General features: G+C 72.1%; 1 pseudogene. It reads left to right on the top strand.

Features of this window, described 5'->3' with window-relative positions:
* Nucleotides 1–2419, top strand: a pseudogene (locus tag AA75_RS50575) (hypothetical protein); the annotation flags it as partial.

Genomic DNA, 2419 nt, shown 5'->3' with positions numbered 1-2419 from the left:
GCGCAGCCTCGCCGCGCCCGCCGGGCAGGTGAAGGCCGGCGCCCTGCCGGTCTCGGTCTCCCCGGCCACCTCGTCGGCGGTCGGCGCCCGCGCCCGCGCGCTGGTCAGCCCGCTCGCCCCGCTGTCCCCGGTCTCCTCCGTCCAGGTCAGCCTGGCCGGCCGCGAGCAGGCCAAGGGCGCCGGCGTCGACGGCCTGCTGGTCGGCCTGGCCCGCGCCGACCACGGCACCGGCACCGGCGACGTCTCGGTCTCCCTCGACTACGCCGCCATCGACCAGGCGTACGGCGGCGGTTGGGCCTCCCGGCTGCACCTGGTGGCGATGCCGTCCTGCGCGCTCACCACCCCGCAGCTCGCCGCCTGCCGCACCCGGACCCCGCTCGAGTCGGTCAACGACCCGGTCGGCCGCAGGCTCAGCGCCGCCGTCACCCTGCCGGCCCCGGCGGCCACCAAGGCGGCCAACCCGTTCGCCGCCCCCGCCGCCCGCGCCGCGGCGGCCTCCGCCTCCTCCGGGATGGCGGTCGCCGCGGTGGCCGGCAGCAGCGGCTCGCAGGGCGACTTCGGCGCCACCTCGCTGTCCGCCTCGGGCGCCTGGTCCGCCTCGGCCTCGGGCGCCTTCACCTACCAGTACCCGATCACCCTGCCGCCCTCGCTCGGCGGCGCCGCCCCGACCGTCAGCCTCGCCTACGACTCCCAGTCGGTGGACGGCGAGACCTCGGCCCGCAACTCCCAGTCCTCGTGGATCGGTGACGGCTGGTCGTACAACCCCGGCTTCATCGAGCGCTCCTACAAGAGCTGCAAGGACCAGGGGATCAAGGACTCCGGCGACGAGTGCTGGGCCGGCTGGAACGCCACCCTCCAACTCGGCACCCACAACGGCGTCCTGCTGCGCGACGACGACGGCGGCTACCACCTGCAGAGCGACGACGGCACCAGGATCGAGCGGCTGACCGGCGCCACCAACGGCCTGTGGGACGGCGAGTACTTCAAGGTCACCACGACCGACGGCACCGCCTACTACCTGGGCCTGAACCACGCGCCCGGCACCACCGCCGACGACGCCACCGACAGCGCCTGGGGCGTGCCGATCTACCACCCCAAGTCGGGCGACCCGTGCCACAGTTCGGACAAGGGCGACGACTCCCAGTGCGACAAGCCGGTCGGCTACCGGTTCAACCTGGACTTCGTCGTCGACCCGCACGGCAACGTGCAGCGCTACGACTGGGCGACCGAGTCCAACTACTACAACATGGGCTACGGCCAGGTCGCCGAGGACGACAAGGGCGGCACCCTCACCAAGTACACCCGCGGCGGCCGGCTGACCCGGATCTCTTACGGCTACCAGCTCGCCGACGCGCGGGCCGGCCGTGAGCCCGCCGCGAAGGTCGAGTTCCGCACCGCACAGCGCTGCACCACCTCGGACAGCGTCTGCAAGGACGGCAACCTCTCCTCGGACACCGCCGCCAGCTGGCCCGACACCCCGTACGACCTGCACTGCGAGTCGGACTGGAAGAACAAGGTCGGCGACGACGACAAGACCGACGGCGTCTGCCTGATCAGCGGCCCCACCTTCTGGACCACCTACCGGCTCAAGGGCATCGACAGCAAGGTCCGCACCGCCGCCGGCTGGCAGGACGTCGACAGCTACGACCTGACGCAGGTCTTCTCGGACGCCGGCGGCACCTACGACCCGGTCACCGGCAAGACCCAGGACCCGAAGAGCACCGGCTCGCTGCAGTCCGTGATGTGGCTGTCCAAGCTCACCCACACCGGCAAGGACACCTCCGCCGGCGGCAGCGGGCCGATCACCCTCGACCCGGTCACCTTCGCCGGGATCGAGATGGACAACCGGGTCGACGGGCTCACCCCGGCCGCCCCGCCGCTGTACCACCCGCGGATCTCCAGCGTGCAGACCGAGACCGGCGAGTCCGTCGCGGTCACCTACCGGGCGCCGGAGTGCTCCCGCGAGAAGAAGACGATGCCCGCCTCGGCGGACAGCAACACGATGGCCTGCTACCCGGTCTTCTGGAACACCCCGGGCGGCGTCGAGCCGATCGAGGACTGGTTCCACAAGACCCTGGTCTCCCAGGTCACCGACAGCGACCGCACCAAGGCCGGCTCGCCCGCCAAGGTCACCAACTACACCTACGCCGACGGTGCCGCCTGGCACCGCGACGACTCCGACCTCACCGACGACAAGCACCGCACCTGGAACGACTTCCGGGGCTTCCGCACCGTCACCACCACCACCGGCGCCGCCCCGGACCCGGTCACCCAGAGCACCGTCTCCTACCTGCAGGGCATGGACGGCGACCGCAAGGCGGACGGCACCACCCGCAGCGTCACGGTCCGCAACGTGCTGAACGAGGAGATCACCGACAGCCCCTGGCTGGCCGGCACCCCGTACCAGACGCTCGGGTAC

Source organism: Kitasatospora sp. MBT63 (assembly GCF_000710465.2).
Classification (GTDB): Bacteria; Actinomycetota; Actinomycetes; order Streptomycetales; family Streptomycetaceae; genus Kitasatospora.
The sequence above is the reverse complement of the archived record's forward strand: the minus strand, read 5'-3'. Positions and strand labels throughout refer to the sequence as shown.